The organism is Kordiimonas sp. (genome assembly GCF_048260245.1).
GTDB lineage: Bacteria > Pseudomonadota > Alphaproteobacteria > Sphingomonadales > Kordiimonadaceae > Kordiimonas.
The window spans coordinates 74,117-91,255 of sequence record NZ_JBLXGZ010000012.1 but is presented as its reverse complement, the minus strand read 5'-3'; the positions used below and the strand labels follow the sequence as shown (position 1 = coordinate 91,255).

At 53.6% G+C, this 17,139-nt stretch carries 10 protein-coding genes; 8 read left to right on the top strand and 2 right to left on the bottom strand.

Going from position 1 to position 17,139, the window contains the following annotated elements; genetic code table 11:
• The 8 genes from ACN0VM_RS08700 to ACN0VM_RS08665 form a co-directional block, all read left to right on the top strand.
• Positions 1-221: hypothetical protein (locus ACN0VM_RS08700; protein ID WP_417450477.1), on the top strand; the 221-nt coding region annotated here is incomplete at its 5' end.
• A 553-nt stretch (positions 222-774) separates the two neighbouring features.
• Entirely contained in the window at positions 775-2,238 is a 1,464-nt protein-coding gene (locus ACN0VM_RS08695; RefSeq protein WP_417450476.1) for a peptidoglycan DD-metalloendopeptidase family protein, read from the top strand.
• Between the two features lie 146 nt (positions 2,239-2,384).
• The gene (locus ACN0VM_RS08690; RefSeq protein ID WP_417450475.1) at positions 2,385-3,038 is read left to right on the top strand and encodes a hypothetical protein; all 654 of its coding nucleotides are present in this window, start codon (positions 2,385-2,387) and stop codon (positions 3,036-3,038) included.
• Between the two features lie 376 nt (positions 3,039-3,414).
• Positions 3,415-6,228, top strand: a complete 2,814-nt coding sequence (locus ACN0VM_RS08685) for a TonB-dependent receptor domain-containing protein (protein ID WP_417450474.1) — start codon at positions 3,415-3,417, stop codon at positions 6,226-6,228.
• Between the two features lie 84 nt (positions 6,229-6,312).
• Positions 6,313-7,623 (top strand): 2OG-Fe(II) oxygenase, encoded by a 1,311-nt coding sequence (locus ACN0VM_RS08680; protein ID WP_417450473.1) that lies wholly within the window; start codon positions 6,313-6,315, stop codon positions 7,621-7,623.
• 269 nt (positions 7,624-7,892) lie between these two features.
• A complete protein-coding gene (locus tag ACN0VM_RS08675; protein WP_417450472.1) occupies positions 7,893-10,700 on the top strand; it encodes a TonB-dependent receptor plug domain-containing protein in 2,808 nt (935 codons plus the stop codon).
• 134 nt (positions 10,701-10,834) lie between these two features.
• Complete coding sequence (locus ACN0VM_RS08670) at positions 10,835-12,403, top strand: tetratricopeptide repeat-containing sulfotransferase family protein (protein ID WP_417450471.1); 1,569 nt, start codon at positions 10,835-10,837, stop codon at positions 12,401-12,403.
• A 15-nt stretch (positions 12,404-12,418) separates the two neighbouring features.
• Complete coding sequence (locus tag ACN0VM_RS08665; RefSeq protein ID WP_417450470.1) at positions 12,419-14,092, top strand: sulfotransferase; 1,674 nt, start codon at positions 12,419-12,421, stop codon at positions 14,090-14,092.
• Here ACN0VM_RS08665 and ACN0VM_RS08660 read toward each other — a convergent pair.
• Positions 14,089-15,903 (bottom strand): tetratricopeptide repeat protein, encoded by a 1,815-nt coding sequence (locus ACN0VM_RS08660; protein WP_417450469.1) that lies wholly within the window; start codon positions 15,901-15,903, stop codon positions 14,089-14,091. The genes ACN0VM_RS08665 and ACN0VM_RS08660 overlap by 4 nt on opposite strands.
• A gap of 74 nt (positions 15,904-15,977) precedes the next feature.
• Entirely contained in the window at positions 15,978-17,024 is a 1,047-nt protein-coding gene (locus ACN0VM_RS08655; protein ID WP_417450468.1) for a hypothetical protein, read from the bottom strand.
• Positions 17,025-17,139: the final 115 nt, after the last annotated feature.

Here is a 17,139-nt window from a genome sequence, read left to right as displayed (position 1 = left end):
TGTTAGGCGTGCCGCCAGCGTTCGTTCTGAGCCAGGATCAAACTCTCAAGTTGAACAAGAAACCTAATGGCTTCCGTAAAAACCACCGTTCTTCACACAACCAGAAAATCTTCCTCACGATGATCGCTCACCGTGCTCAAGAATTCACTGACACTACTTCTCTCGAAGTAGCCGGATACATAAGAGGCTTACAAAACCTCCGGAGTATCCTTGAGATCTAAACAATGGTCACCAGACCACCGTCCACATCTCCCTTCCATTCCACAATGTCAAAGAACAAAATCCTGCCCGACCGGAAATTCCAGTCACCTGATACTTTCGTCTGTCAGGCAGTGTGTCGGACCGGACATTTCGTCAGCGTGCGACAAGGTCGACCTGTATATGGTAACCGGAGCTACCATGTCAAGGCTGTTTTTCAACACCCTCTAGATCGTTGGGACGTTGCGGCATTCCTTACCAGACTGCGAACCCCGGGGGGTCCCGTCCGGCAGAGCAGCGCGCCCCGTCGGTGAAGCGGTTTCTAGGGGTATGGCCCCATTTACGCAAGCGCTTTTTTACCTCTTTTGCACTTTTTTTACAGCCCTTCGCGAAAAGGCGCAGAAACGCGGGCTTTCCAAGCTAAGGACAGTTTGCTAGAGCTTAAAGCAGAGCTTCTAAAGCGACAGGCATGTTGCCCTATATATATAAAGACTGTAGTTTGTTTTCAGCAGGTCCAATAAAGAGAATCAAGAAAGCTTCTTGTTACCGGACCAACGTGAATCAGAAGGGATATAGATGTTTCGACTGCGCGAGATTTTTGGCCGCTTCTCCACACTTCGGCTACCCAACGGCACAAGGGATCGCTTTGTTCGGCTTGGCAAGGCAAGCGAGTCGCCAGTTGGATTTGGGCTCATTGCCGCCTCAGGTATACTGCTTCTGGTTATCGCGCACCTGCTGACCGGCACAGATAAGTCTGCCCCCGGGAATACTGGTGACACCCCGACAACAGATATGGCCACCGAGGGTACCCTGTCTCAAGCAGGTAGCATGTCGGCCGAAGCGGAAGACATTACTGCGGTCGCACCAGCAGCCCCGATAGAACGGGCGTATAATCTCAAGCGTAACGAGACATTGATTGCCCTGCTGCTGCGCGCGGACATATCTGCCCCCACTGCTCACAAGATTGTCGCTGAACTGCGCGATGTGACAAACCTGCGCCGCCTGCAACGCGGGCAGGAGGTGCGAATCAAAATGTCAGCCGACGGGGAAGTCGCAAGCCTGCGCATGCGCGACAGTTTTGATGCAGAAGCCGTAGTAAACGCGACAGAAGGAGGTTTCACGGCTAGCCGCGAAACCATCTCCACCATTTCCCTGACCCGCCTCGTGGAAGGCGAGATAACTGACAGCTTGTATTTATCTGCACAGCGGGAGGGATTGCCCACCGCTGTGATTGTAGAGCTTATCCGCCTTATGAGTTTCGATGTCGACTTCGAGCGTGAAATCAGGACCGGAGACAAGTTTCAGGTCTATTTTGAACGTAAATATGCGCCTGACTTCGGCGATATGCAGGAAGGCCAGCTTTTGCAGGCACGGCTGACGATGCGGAAGCGTGACTTGGAGGCCAACTATTTTGTCGATGCCAACGGCGACGAGGATTATTTTGACGGTGAAGGCAAAAGCACCCGCAAGGCATTGATGAAAACACCACTGGATGTCACCGTCGTCACCTCAAGCTACGGGCGACGCAAACACCCGGTGCTTGGCTACACACGTATGCACAAGGGGGTGGACTTCCGTGCGCGCACTGGAACCCCCATCATGGCAGCAGGCGATGGTGTGGTGGAACGTGCAAGCCGGTATGGCTCCTATGGGAACTATATCCGCATCCGCCACAATGGCACCTATAAGACCGCGTACGCCCACCTGAGCCGCTACGGCAAGGGCATTAAGCAGGGCGCGCGCGTCAGGCAGGGTCAGATTATCGGGTATGCCGGCGCGACTGGCCGTGTCAGTGCAGCGCATCTGCACTACGAGGTCATGATGAACGGCAAGCAGACGAATCCACTCACGCTGGACCTGCCGACAGGGCGAGAACTTAAAGGACCTGATCTGGAAACATATGCCGCCGCACGCACGCGACTGATGGCTGACATTGCCCAGATCCAGATGCAGCGTTCACTGATACTGGCTGAAAGCAATGCAGAGGTTCACCAGGACAGCGCGGAGGATACCCCGAGAATACAGGGGACAGACCGTTAGCGGTCGACAGCCAGTAACGGCCGCGTTTGGCTCAACTGTTCATCTGCCGGTCATCTTCACCGGGTAAGGGTGTGCAACAAAAAAAACGCGGGCTGAATGATGCCTTTTACCTGTTATTCGACTTATAGATTCAAAGGATACAAAGAATGAAACTGGCGCACCTCAGCTTCGCGCTGACACTATCGGGAATGTCCACCATCGGCGCATTCGCCGAAGACGCACAAAATAACCTGCTGGCTTTTGAAGCCTGCGCAAGAATCGCCGAGAACACGGAACGGCTGTCTTGTTTTGATAAAGCGGCCTCGGTCTTTGATTTCAAACGGGCAAGTTCGCAGCTTCAACAGGCCGGTGATCTTAAGGCCGAGGCAGAAAGACTGAAAGCCGTTGCCGCCACAGAGCGCGCCGAAGCCAAGCGACTGCGAGCAGCTGCAGAAAAGGAGGCAAACCGCCTCCGCGCTGAAGCAGAGCGCGAAAAAGCCGAGAAAGAAGCCATCATCGCTGCGGAAGAGCAACGCCAGGCCGACCTGGCAGCGCTGGCGCTTGAAGAATTTGGTCAGCGCGGCGCAACGGATGGCGGTTTCAACACCATCCACAGCAGCGTTGTGGCGACCAAACGCTCCGCGATTGGCGACCTTTATATCAAGCTTGAAAACGGACACATCTGGCAACATGCGGATGGCTCCCGGCCCGGTAGAATCAGGTCCGGCATGGCGGTTAAAATTCAGGAAACCGAGATGGGAGGCCTGTTTATGACAGTTGAAGAAACCGGCAAGACGTTCCGCGTGAAACGCGTTAACTAAAAGCCACGGATAAATTGGGAAGAAGGCGCGGCTTGGAGCTGCGCCTTTTTTTTCAGCTTCACGCGCCAAGCCTCAAAACTGCGCAAAAAACGCTCGAATCTGTGCAGCTTTTGCGCAGCGGGCAGACAGCTAGCGGAACACCCCTCCCAACCGCATCTCGCGCGCCGTCAGACAATAGAAAATTAAACTATATTAATAAAATTATAAACTATTTAAATAATCTATAACTTTTTGGTGTGCTTCATTTAGCACAGTATCAGTATTTGCTGGTTATATAACTGTATAAAAAATGTAAAGACTTGTTTATTTCGGTCCATTTCTAGTTCGTCATTGTCTCCTCTTTAGGACCAACAGTTCTCACTGGGAGGAGAATATAATGAATATTTATAAGGGTAGGATCATTAAAGCAGGCCTTCTTGGCAGCACCGCATCGGTACTGGCAGCGATGGCCCTCACGACATCGGCTGCATATGCGCAAGATAGTCAGGATGCAGATGCCGAATTCGAAGAAGTGGTCGTCACAGGTTCCCGCATCCCGCGGAAAGACCTGATCGCCAACAGTCCCGTAAACGTAATTTCCAGCGAAGAAATTAATGCTGGTGCTTTCGTTGAAGTAGACCGCGTCCTTGACGGTTTACCGCAGACGGCGTCAAGCAACGGCCCAACAACAAACAACCCCGGCAATGGGCAAGCAAACGTCAACCTGCGCAATCTCGGGACGGCGCGGACACTCGTGCTCGTAAACGGCCGCCGCATGGTAGGCACTGCGACAAACGGCGTAGTTGACCTCAACAACATACCGCCAGCACTAATCAAACAGGTCGAGGTCGTAACCGGTGGTGCATCTGCCGTTTACGGCTCGGACGCTATGGCAGGGGTTGTGAATTTCATCCTCAAGGATGATTTCGAGGGTGTTCAGGTGAACGGCCAATACGGCTTGAGCCAGGAAGGCGATTCGGAGCGCTACAACGCCGACTTTACCCTTGGCGGAAACTTCGCCGACGGCCGGGGTAACGTGGTCATTTATGGCAACTACCTGAAACGAGAACAGACACTTGCCGGTGACCGGGATTTCGCAGCAGTACAGCTTGACGAATTTACCGACGACAACGGCGACCCGATCTTCCTGCCGGGTGGTAGTTCATCCATTCCGCAAGGGCGTTTCAGCGGCTCCGGCGGCTTTAACTACCTCGTGGATGCCAATGGCAGCCCAGTGGCTTACGACGGCTCACAGCATGCCTATAACTTCGCCCCGGTGAACAACCTGCAACTACCGCTGGAACGCCACTCCATCGCCGGCCTTGGTAACTATCAGGTTACCGACAGCATCAACCTGTTTGCAGAAGTGATGTACACCAACAACCTGATCGAGCGTCAGCTTGCTGCAACCCCGTTTTCTGAGTCGAACGTCGATATTGACCTGAACAACCCTTATATGTCCAACGACCTGCGCAACCTGTTTGCGACGCGTGATGATGATGGCGACGGCATAGTCCAGCTGTCGATCGCCCGCCGCATGCTCGAAGCTGGTCCGCGCCTGAGCGAGGACAATCATAAAATGTTCCGCTATGTCGTCGGCCTTAACGGCGAACTTGGTAACGGGATGAACTGGGAATTCTTTTATAATTACGGCAAATCGGAAACCTCCCAGCGCCAGGACGGTAATATCGTCATTTCTCGGTTCCGGGCAGGCCTTATGGTTGATCCAAACGATCCTACCCAGTGCCTCAATCCGGCGAATGGTTGCGTAGTCCTCAACCCGTTCGGTGAGGGCAGCATGACCGAGGAAATGATCGATTATGTCAAGATCGCTGCGACCAACCTGACCTCTGTAACCCAGCAGCAGGTCGGCGCCACAATCGCTGGCAGTCTTGTCGAATTGCCAGGTGGTGACCTCGGCTTTGCTGCCGGTGTTGAATACCGCAAGGAATCGGCAAACACCCAGCCAGATACCTTCCTTGCAACAGGTGATATCGACGGCTTCAATGCGGGCCAGCCTACAAGCGGCAGCTATGACGTAAAAGAGATATACCTCGAAACCGTTGTACCTATTCTGTCAGGCGTCGCTGGCGCTCAATACCTCGGTATTGAAGCTGGTATCCGCTTCTCTGACTATTCAACAGCAGGCGGTGTCACAAGCTACAAGATCGGTGGTGAATGGCGTCCGATCGACGACATCAAGGTTCGCGGTCTTTACCAACACGCGGTGCGTGCACCAAACGTGCAGGAACTCTTCCTCGGGGCATCCAATAGCTTCCCGGGCGCTACAGACTTCTGTAACGATGATGCTAACCGCACAGCGGCAGAGCGTGACTTCTGTGTCTTGCTTGGCGTACCAGAAGGCCAGATCGATGGCTTCCAGCAAAACGATGCACAAATCGAGTCACTGCTGGGCGGCAACCCTGACCTCTATGAAGAAACCTCCACGACGTGGTCCGTTGGCGCTGTTGTCACACCAGAAGCAATTCCTGGCCTGACCATCACGGCTGACTACTACAGCATTGTCGTTGATGACGCGATTGCTGCACTCGGCGGCGGTTTGCAAGGTACGATGGACGCCTGTAACCAGGTTCTGGACCTAAATGACAGATACTGTCAGGCGCTGTCATCCCGTCGCAGCGATGGGCAACTCGAAAAAGTGCCACTGCTCAACGAAAACATTGCCCGCTTTACGGCAAAAGGTGTCGACTTCTCCGCAGCTTATAACTTCGACGCAGTCGGCGGGAACTTCGACATCAAAGTGTTGGGCACTCGTTTCCTTGAATCCATCACACAGGGCAGCCCATTTGTTGAGGCCAACGATTGTGTCGGATTGATTGGTGTTCGCACCATCTGTGGTCGCGCCAACCCGAAATGGTCGTTTACCACACGGCTGACCTACTCCATCGAGGACTTTTCGGCATCGATCCGTCACCGCTATATCGACAGTGTGATGGATGAACGGGTCGCCTTTGGTACCCGTGCCGCTGAAGATACCGTGGTGCCGGTTATCCCGTCGGTGAACTATTTCGACCTTGGCCTGCGCTACAAGCTGAACGAAAACATCTCGCTGTTCACCAATGTTGACAATATGTTCAACAAAAAAGCGCCTGTTTTCGGTCGGGGCGTCGCCGGTCAGCTTAACACCGACGCCGGCACCTATGATGTGGTTGGTCGTCGCTTCACATTTGGCTTCCGCGCCAATTTCTAAAGACGCCAGTCTTTTAAAATAATTACACGTCGGGCTTCAGGCCCGGCGTACTGCCTTCGGGAGGCAACCGGAGCACGAGTTTAAATGCACGATGCAATAAATACCAACATGACTGGTTTAACTGCCCGAGCCAGCTCAGGCGATCCGGCAGCCATGCTTGAGCTTGGCCAGATAAACGACAGCGCGGGGAATCCATCAGAAGCGCTTTCATGGGTACGAAAGGCAGCGGATACAGGCTGGCAGCCTGCCATGCTGCAAATGGCTGTCTGGGCAATAGCCGGACGGCACGTGCAAAAAGATGAAAGCGGTGGGGCCCAGATCATTATTGCGATCGCAAAGACGGGGCATTCAGTGGCTGGCCGACTGGCAGTTAACCTTTACGCGTCAGGGACCGGAGTAGAGCAGAGCTGGAACAAGGCTACCGGTTGGTTGTGCCGCCTGGCTAAGGCAGGTGATGCAAACGCGCTGATGCAGCTTGCCGTTATGCTGCGCCCCCACCCACGACTGGCTTCACTCCGTCACACACTTTTGTTTTCTGCGGCGCAGAGTGACCAGCCCTGTGCAAAGTACCTCCTGGGCGCCGCTCTTCTATCGGAACAGCGCCCGGACGATCACGCCGCCGGGCTCGGATGGATAGCGGCAGCAGCCAACGACGGATACAGGCTGGCACAAACCCGGCTCGAGCAATTTGCAGGCGAGACAATGCGGCGCGCCCGACCGCCGGTTCTGGCCCCTAAGGTCCCGTGGTGGGATATGAAGCGGCTGATCATATTGCCGCATGAAGGGCCGCTGTCTAAAAAGCGCTCAGTGAGCCAATCGCCTTCAGTTTACGTGCAGCGTGGTTTTCTATCATGTCTGCTCTGTGACTATATGATCGGGGCGGGATCGCCGCATCTGACTGCAGCGACCGTGCATGATGCCCAAGCGGGCGAGATAGTAGACGGCACGCGCACCAACAGCTTTGCCAACTTCCGGCTGCTTGAGGCTGACCTAGTTACCCTGTCCGTCAGCGCACGAATGATGCGCGCTATGGGCCAACCAATTGACCACGGGGATCCTCTGTCTTTTTTACAGTATGAAACAGGGCAATCCTACGCGCCGCATTACGATTTCTTCGACCCAACGTTCCCTGCGCATCGTCCCCATCTCCAAGACGGCGGTCAACGAATACAAACTGGGCTTCTATATCTGAACGACGACTATCAAGCCGGCGCGACCTGCTTCCACCATACGGACTTTCGTTTCAATGGGGAACGCGGTAGTTTTCTACAGTTCACCAACGTAGACGATGCGGGTGAAGGAGACATGGCCAGCCTGCATTCGGGCGAACCGCCCACGGCAGGAACCAAGTGGATCTTGTCCAAATGGGCGCGTGAGGCACACCGGCCACTATAGGCCGCCATCTCTTGCCACTCCACCCTTGGTTTATAGCGCTAAAAGTTAGGGATACCGCCAAAAAGCGGTAGTTTAACCCCTAAATAATCTATCGTTTATATCTGTGGCGCAAATAACACACCCTTCGTTTAATACATTAGCTCAACCATGCTGAACGTTAAACTTTTGTGTCGCTTAGGGACAGAATCTGGCTAGACCTTGTGGGCGGTTAAAATTTTCCGCGAATTCCGAGTGCTTGGAAAGCAATAATAGAGAAGAGGAAACGCAGAGTGTCTAAGGAACTCAAGAAACTGCGTCGTTCTGCCCTGATGGGCAGCGCCGCCACACTCCTCGCCAGCTTCGCGCTGGGCGCAGGTGTAACCGGTGTATCCGCACAAGATGCAGATGCTGAAGAATTTGACCTGGAAGAGGTCGTGGTCACCGGTTCCCGTATCGTACGTAAAGATTTCACCAGTGCTAGCCCGATCTCCGTGACTTCGAGCGCCGACATTCAACTGTCGGGCTTCACACGGGTTGAGGACATGATGAACAGCTTGCCGCAGATTGAAGCCGCGCAAACAGCTTACATCGCCAACGGTGCTACCGGTACTGCAACACTTGACCTTCGTGGTATGGGCTCACAGCGTACGCTCGTGCTCGTAAACGGTCGTCGCCTGCAGCCTGGCGGCCTGTCACAAGCGCCTGACATCAACCAAATTCCTGCGTCTCTCGTTGAGCGTGCGGAAGTAATCACCGGTGGTGCTTCGGCGACGTATGGTGCTGACGCTGTTGCTGGTGTTGTTAACTTCGTGATGAAAGATGATTTCGAAGGTATCGAAATCAGCGCTGGCATCTCCGGTTATCAGCACAACAACAACAACGACTACATCCAGGGTCTGATGGACGCCAAGAACTTCGAATACCCAGAGGGTTCGAACGGCATCGACGGCGTTGCGTACAACGTTGACCTGACCATGGGTGGCGAATTTGCCGACGGCAATGGTCACGCGACAGTTTATGCTACATGGCGTAAAGTTGAAGAATTCCTGCAAGCTGGTCGTGACTATTCGTCATGTGCCCTGAGCGGCTCAGGCACGTCTTGTGGTGGTTCTGGTAACGCTGTTGTGCCAAACTTCTACCTTGGTGCGCCAGACGATATGGATTTCGCCAACCGCTGGACGCTTGATTCGAACAGCAACTTTGTTGACGGTGCTTCGAACGTATATAACTACGCTCCGGTTAACCACTTCATGCGTCCTGATGAGCGCTGGACATTTGGTGCGTTCATTGATTACGAAATCAACGAACACGCTCGTCCATATATGGAAGTAAGCTTCATGCGTGACCGTACCGATGCTCAGATTGCTGAGTCCGGTACCTTCTTCGCCGAGCAGTACGACCTGCCATACGAATCTGGTCTTCTGAATGACGCTCAACGTCAGTGGCTTACCGACCAGTACGGCATCGGCCCAGGCGAGCAATTCGGCGTATACATCGGTAAGCGTAACGTTGAGGGTGGCCCTCGTGCGAACCTCATCAGCCACAACGCTTTCCGCATCGTAACCGGTGTTGAAGGTGCCATCACGGACAGCTGGTCCTACGATGCGTCCTTCCAGTATGGTTCGACCACGTTCGTATCCAACTACGTAAACGATTTCTTCGCGCCGAACATCCGTGAGGCTCTTGAAAACGAAGAATATGATGTATTCCAATACCAAGGCGTTACCGCTGACCAGGCTGGTGGCCTGACCGGCGTTGCTGTCCTCGAAGGTATTACGAAAGAATACATCGCAAACGCATACGTAACGGGCGACCTCGGTCTGACCGTTCCTAGCGCAGAAGACAGCATTCAGGCAGTGATCGGTGTTGAATACCGCAAGGAAGTATTCGAATCCAACTCTGATACCGTATTCTCCGAAGGTCAGCTCCTCGGCCAGGGTGGCGCAACGCCATCGGTTTCGGGTTCTTACAATGTGAAAGAAATCTTCGGCGAGTTGATCATTCCATTGCCAGCAACTTTCGAACTCGAGCTTGGTGGTCGTTACTCTGACTACAACACCTCAGGCAGCACCGAGACTTACAAAGTTGCAATGTCCTGGAACCCAATCGACGAAATCAAATTCGTTGGTAGCTACAACCGCGCTGTTCGTGCTGCAAACGTAAACGAGCTGTTCTCACCACAAAGTCGTGGTCTGTGGGGCGGTGTTGACCCATGTGCTGGTGCTAACCCTGAGCTGACTGCTGCTCAGTGTGCTAACACGGGTGTGACTGCTGATCAGTATGGAAGCATCACACTTAGCCCGGCCAGCCAGTACAACGCACTGTATGGTGGTAACCCAACCATCGAGCCTGAGAAAGCTGACTCTTGGACATTTGGTGTAATCGCCAACCCAACTGCTGGCCTGCAACTGCGTGTTGACTTCTGGGACATCCAGCTTGAAGACGCGATTGCCATCATCGATCCAGAAATCGCTGTTCGCCAGTGTGGTCTCACCGGTGCAACCGAGTTCTGTAGCCTGATCAACCGTGGTAACGGTGGCAGCCTGTGGCTTGGTAACGCTGGTTACGTTGTAGGCACGAACATCAACACCGGTGGTCAGCACCTTCAAGGTATTGACGTTGCAGCTGACTACACCACGGACGTTGGCGTAGGTACTGTGTCGGCTAAAGTCTCGGGCACTTACATGCTCAAGAAAGAAACCGATCCAGTTGGCGGTCTTGAGAACGACGAATATGATTGCGTAGACGATTATACATCAAACGGCTGTTTCGCTCAGCCAGTATGGCGTCACACAATGACCGTTAACTTCACACCAGACAGCTTCTGGAGCGTGTCCGCCAAGTGGCGTTACTTCGGTAGCGTAGGCGGCCTCGGTGATGGTTCGATTGACGATCATATCGCAGCTCAGTCCTACTTCGACCTGAAAGCTTCGTTTGACGTAAACGAGCATGTTGGCTTCCTCGTTGGTGTGAACAACATCTTCGACAAAGAGCCTCCGCTCGTAGGTGGTAACTTCTCCACCAACGCCAATACGTTCGCTGGTTACTACGACACACTGGGTCGTTACCTGCACGCAAACGTACAGGTTGCCTTCTAATACAGTCGGCACAATCTTTTTGGAAAGGCGGGCCTCGGCCCGCCTTTTTTAATCTTTTGTTCGCTTTTTTAACGTCCTAAGCTAGGACCAAGAATTACGGTCGGCAGATGCCCGCCACAATACGGGGATGAAACATGGACGCGCTTCAGCTTATTCGCCAAGGCCTGCAATTGCTCGCCGACCAAAAACCGGAAAAGGCTGAAGAGATCAGCGCTGCCCTGCTGACGCAACAATCGCACCTGCCGCCAGTTAACTATTTTGCCTGCGAGGTCGCACTTTATCAGGGACGTTTCACCGAAGCACACAGACACATAGGTCGGGCCATTGAACTTGACGGCGCCGCCCCCGCCCTGCACCTCAAAAAGGCCCAGGTTGAATTGATGCTGCGTCAAGGCGTACTGGCGCAGGAAAGTGCAAAAATCGCAGCGGCCCTAAAACCGGAAGACGCAGGCATTCAGTTTCAGGCAGCGCAGATATTCTCCCAAGCTGATAATCCGCAGGGCGCTGAAAGCTATTTTTCAAAGGCAAAATCCTTGGGCGCCGAGAGTCCAAAATTTTTGTTTGAGCTGGCCAAAAACCGTTATTATTGCGGTGACATGGATGAGGCCGAAGAGGCCATATCACGCTTCCTTGCACACACACCGACCCATGGCGAGGCGCTAATGTTACGCGCCAAGCTCAAAAAACAAACGCCCGAGGCAAACCACACTACCGCGCTGCAAGCTGTACTGGATCAGAAGCTCGTCTGGAAAGACGAGGTGGGTGCTGCCTATGCGCTTGCCAAAGAGCAAGAGGACATGGGCGAGTATAATGCCGCCTTTGCAGCGCTGAAGCGCGGCGCCGACATGCAGCGTGCTCACCTGCGCTACGATGTGCGCACTGAGGTGCAAAATATGGAGGATATCACTAAAACCTTCACCCGCGCTGTCTTTGACAAAATACCTGACGGCAGCAGCACCGACGGGCCGGTCTTTATCGTCGGCATGCCACGTACTGGCACCACGCTTGTTGAACGTATCCTCGGCAACCACGCAGACATTACCGCCGGCGGAGAGCTCAATGATTTTTCCATGGCAATGCGTGCCGTCATCAATGCACATATTGCACAAAACCCCGACAAGAACCTCAACCCGCTGAGTGCCGCGCTGGAAGCGAACTATACTCGCATGGGAGAGATCTACCTTCAAAACGTGCGCGGCATGATCGGCGACATAGGACGCTTTACAGACAAACTGCCCTTCAATTTTCTCTATTGTGGGCTAATCAAAAAAGCTCTCCCCAACGCCAAGATCATCCATTTGGTGCGCAACCCGATGGATACATGTTTTGCCGTTTACAAGACGCTGTTTAACCAAGCTTATTTCTTCTCGTACAACCTATCTGACCTAGCCGAATATTATACCGCCTACCACAAACTGATGGCGCACTGGTCTGCGCTGATGCCGGGCGAAATTCTCGACGTTTCCTATGAGAAAATGGTCACTTCACCCGAAGTTGAAGGGAAACGTGTCGCTGAGTTTTGCGGGCTCGATTGGGTGGAGGACATGGCCGCCGTTGAAAAGTCGTCAGCAGCCTCCTCGACTGCAAGCGCCGCACAAATACGCGAGCCCATTTATACAAGTTCGGTCGAAAACTGGCGCAACTATGAGAAGCACCTAAGCCCCTTGCACGACAAATTGATGGCCGCAGGCCTGATTGATTGATGACCAAGATGATTCATGGCTAACACCGACGACCATACCGCACGCGAACGATACGCTCGCGCCGTTCAGTTGGCGCAGGCCGGAGAGCGGGAAAATGCCATCACACTGTTTGAGGATTTGGTCGGCAGCGACGCGCCGCAAGTGCAAGTACTCAGCGCCCTCATTCGGCTAAACCTCGACGAACGCAAGTTTGTCACTGCCGCCGATCATATGATGGTTCTGGCATCTAAGGTACCAGGGCCCGCACAGTTGCTGGCAGACGCCGCGGACATATACGGTCGTGCTGAAGTCTATGACAAAGCCGATGCCGCCTATGAGGCCTTGCACAAAGCCCTTCCTGGCTATGCTACGGGGTATTTCAACCATGGCTTCATGCTGCGCAGCGCGCATCGGTTTGAAGATGCACTGGCCGTATATGACCGCGCCCTGGCACTGGGAATTGATAGCCCGGAAGAAGTCTGGCTCAACAAGGCGGCCATCCTGAGCGACCACCTGAGACGAGATAGCGATGCTGAACAATGCCTGAGGAAAGCGCTGACGATTAACCCGGCCTATGTATCTGCACTTCTCAATTATGCCAACCTGCATGAAGAGCGCTCAAACCGCGACGCTGCGGTAACGCTGTACCGCCGGGCAGCGGAAGTTGATCCCGGAAACACGACAGCCCTCGCACGGCTGATTAATCTCAGCGGCACAGCCGACGCAGAACACAGCTTGCTCAAAAATGCAGCCAAACTGGCGGAAGCGCAAAATACACCGCCTTCCGAGGCCTCCAATCTGCATTTTGCGCTGGGTAGGTCTTATGATGCGCGGGGTGAATTTGAAACCGCATTCAAGCATTACGCCGAGGGCAATCACCTAGCATCGCATCATGCCCCCCTTTATGACAGGAAGCGAAGCGAAGCATTCTTTGCCGCCATATGCGATACGTTCTCAGCAGACTGGTTTGCGGGGTTGCCCCCTGTGTCGATGGAGTCTCCAGTATTTATTTGCGGCATGTTTCGCTCTGGGTCCACTCTGACAGAGCAGATAATTGCTGCACATCCAAATGCAATGCCCGGCGGCGAGCTTGAGTATTTTGTCTCGCTGGCAGCACGTGACGTTGCGCCCTTCCCCTCGGGGATCCAACGGAAGACCATGGCAGACTTCCAGAATATGGCCCAAGACTATCTCAAGCTGTTGCATGAACGATTCGGGGACCACGCTCTGATCACAGATAAAAGGCCTGACAACTTCCTCTATTTAGGTTTGATCAAATCCCTGTTCCCGAAGGCACGCTTTATTCACACAACCCGTCATGCGCTGGATAACTGTCTCTCTGTATATTTTCTACAACTCGCGGACAGTATGGCCTATGCCCGTGACCTTCTTGACACAGGGCATTATTACGTGCAGCAGCAAAAGTTGATGGACCATTGGAATACCCTGTTCCCAGGCGATATTTTCGAAATGAACTACGATTCGTTCATCGAAAATCCACGCCAGCGCGCGACGGCGCTTCTGGAGTTTCTCGGCCTCCCCTGGCATGAGGACTGCCTGGAATTTCACAAGCTACGAAATACAGTCAAAACAGAAAGCTACTGGCAAGTACGTGAACCGCTTTACACGCGTTCTGTTGGCCGCCACAGAAACTACAAAAATCACCTTGCGCCGCTTCAGCAGTATTTAGAACAACATAGCTTGATTTAGCCCTTCGGCACCACATCGAAGGCAACAGTCATACGCGGCTCTTCCGAGGAAAAAGGAATGGTGCCGTGCCACATATAAGACGGAAACAATACGAGCCGTCCCACCTTTGGCTTTACTATGCGAGCAGGTGCTAAATCCAACCCCATTTCCGCCGTTGGCACGCCAAACTGAATATGCCCCTCCTGGCCCGTTCCTTCGCTGACCTGAGTAGGCAAGGATATGTAAAGCGCAGAACTAAGCCAGCCCTCTGGATGAATGTGATTAGTATGATAACCTTGGCTTTTTAAACGTACGGACCACGCGCCAATAAAATCGAAATCGCCACCACGCCGTCGCCATAGTGGATGATCGGGATCATCAGGAAATTTGGCAATAACGGTGGCTACGGCTTTTCTTATTTGCGCCTGCAGCTGTTTTATCACCGGGTTCTTGAGCCGGAACAGAAAGCCGTTAGTCTGAGTTCCACCACGCAAAGTCTGATCCAGAGGATGGGATTGCATGCGGTGCAACGCGCTCAACTCCTGTCGGGCCTCATCAAAAAAAGCGTTCGGGCTTGAGTAACCTGCCGGCGCCTCAATATCGACCGGGTTGACCATCCGGTCAAAATCAAACAGCCAGTTCGCGCGCTCATCACCCATCAGTTGCCAGGCGGTCCCGCGGAAAGTCCAAGCCTTCTGATCTGCTGGGTCACGCGCCAGCACCTCAGCACAAAGCTTCTCGGCTTTTTCAAATTCGCCTACCTTCATCAGGAGTGCCGCATAGTTCAGCTTGGGTACAGCGCCGTCAGGGTCAAGTTGCAATAACTGCTCGAACACTGCTGCCGCTTCTTCTGTCCTGCCTGTACGCACCAGCGCAATTGCCTCCGCGAGGCTCAGACGCGGCGCGCGAATATCAAAGCGATAAGCTTCAGATAAACCTTTCAGGATATCTTCAAACCGGCCTTCATGGCTGAGCAGATCAAAATACGCACCCCAAAGCGCCACGTTGTTGGGTTGGGTCGGAATCGCTTTCTTGAGCGCCTCAAGATGATCCTCACCCGGCAGCGCTTCCCAGCGAAACTTCGCTCTCGCATAATGCAGCGTCGCGTTATCGGGCATCACCTGAATGGCGTCATCAAGGACGGCAACCGCGCGCTCTAGCTTTCTATTTTCATAATAGGCTTCAGCTAGATTTTGATATAAGCCGGGGTCTCGATGCCCCAGTCTCCTGGCTTCCTCAAAAGCCTCTGCCGCAGCCTCGAATTCCACACCCTTACGTAACAATTCTCCAAGCAAGCTCCAAAGCCTGGCGTCACCTGAAAAATGTTTCAGGGCGGCCCGCACTTCCCTGCATGCCGCAGCCATGTCCCCGGCATGTTCATAAATGCTTGCGAGCAACTCCGCACTTTGGGACGATCTCTTTGTCAACTCGGCATATCTTGTTGCCGCAACAAGGGCGTCCTTGTGAGCGCCTGTTTTGGAAAGCGCCAGCGCCAGGTTATGCCAGGCGGTCGTAAACCCCGGTTCCAGCTCCAACGCAGCCTTATAGCTTGCTATCGCTTCAGTCGGCCGATCAAGCGAAGCCAGCATGTTCGCTAAATTGCTGTGTACAGGCGCTTGCGCTGGTGCGGATTTCAGGCTGGCCCGGAAAGATTGCTCTGCGCGGGCATAATCCCCCCGCTGTTTGGCCGCCATTGCCCTAAGATGCAAGACATCGGCGTGGTGAGGATGTGCAACCTCCAACTGTTCTAGCATGCGTTCCGCCGCACTGATCGCGCCCCTTTGCAGCAGCGTCACCACCTCTTGTATTTTTGGCGAAAGATTTGCGGTCATTCTGCCAAGCCCTCCAAAAACATTTCGCCGGTTTTAGCCCAGAAGGCATTCAGCGTCCAGCATGGTCGCGGCATTCATTTTGTCTCGGCTGTATTGTAGAAGAGCATTTTCTGGCGCTTTGATACAAATTCGCTGGCATTATCGATAGCATTGCGAAGCGCGAAGTCACCGATGGGCTTCACGAGACAGTGCACGAGGCTGTTTCCAACTTCAACAACCGTATCCTTCGCACCCTCACGGGGTTCGACCAGAAGAACTGCCGCAAGATCGATTTTCTGGTCCATGGCATACTTAATAAGATCAACTCCCATACCACCGCGAACGCGCTCATCGACGACCAGAACGTCCACACGGTCTGTCTGAAGAACAGCGAGAGCGTCACCATAGGTCTCAAGCAACCGAAAACTATATAGCCCGCGCAGGGTTTGGGCAGACCGTGCAAATTCATTTGCGTCCGCAACACCCAGGACATTTGCGGCAGATGCCTTCCGTGCGGCATACGCAGCGTCACCGCCAATAGCGACTTTTTTGCGCGCGACCTTGCTGCCATTTACTGTGACATCAGCCCCCATTGCGTCCAGCATGGCCCAACTCGACCTGCTGATGACATCAAACTTGACCTCCGCAGCAGCTGACAGATAATCCTGTGCGATGATCCGCTCCACGAGATCCGAACCATGAACCAGCTTGTCCAGTTCGTCATGCTTGACAAAGGTCGCTGCCATGCCCACCAAGACGGTACGATTGCCAATACTATCGCGAGCAGGCAGTAAAAGCCATTCAACGTCTTTATGCCTATGCCCAAACCAGAAACGGGAGTATCGATGAAGGCCAACATGCTGGTCGAAGCACACAGAAGCACTTTCGATCTGCAACGCTTTGAACTTGTCGGAATAAAAGAAAGTCATCGACTGACCGAGGATATCTGCCCCCAAGGCTTCCAGTAGGCGTTCACCACAGTAATCATAAAAAATGTCGCCCGCTTCGCGGACGATTACGACACCTCTGTCACTGAATTCCAGCGTGGGTTCGCTGAAAAAATCCCCTACGTCAGGCAGCACCCCTGAAGATAGGCGAGATTGCCAGAACTCGAACAGCCGTTGACAATGCTTGTGTCGCATAAGCAGCCTTTTTGCGGTCGACCCCGACACTCTGGGGGCAGTCCTGACTTGTGTCAATTCAGAACAAGAAGATAAATTCCTTTTATAAAGTAAGGGGCTACGCCCTGCAGGTGCA